Raw genomic sequence first — 271 nt, forward strand, 5'->3', positions numbered from 1 at the left:
TCCATCATAAGATGGATGTTATCTCTTCAAGATAACGGGTTGTCCCATTCGGAAATCCGCGGATCAAGGGTTATTTGCACCTCCCCGCAGCTTATCGCAGCTTATCACGTCCTTCATCGCCTCCGAGAGCCAAGGCATCCGCCATGCGCCCTTTCCTACTTTCCTTATCACGTGCACACTCCGTCTTTCGACGGGTGCGGGATGATATATACTTTTAGCTTTCGTACTAAAATTACTTTTTGCTTGTTACATCATGTCATAGACCTATTTT

The 271-nt window shown here is 46.1% G+C and carries 1 rRNA gene; it reads right to left on the reverse strand.

Annotated elements, in window-relative coordinates:
- Nucleotides 1-165, reverse strand: a 23S ribosomal RNA gene (locus tag H6A28_RS15470); the annotation flags it as partial.
- Nucleotides 166-271: the final 106 nt, after the last annotated feature.

It is taken from the genome of Bacteroides mediterraneensis (assembly GCF_016900355.1).
GTDB lineage: Bacteria > Bacteroidota > Bacteroidia > Bacteroidales > Bacteroidaceae > Phocaeicola.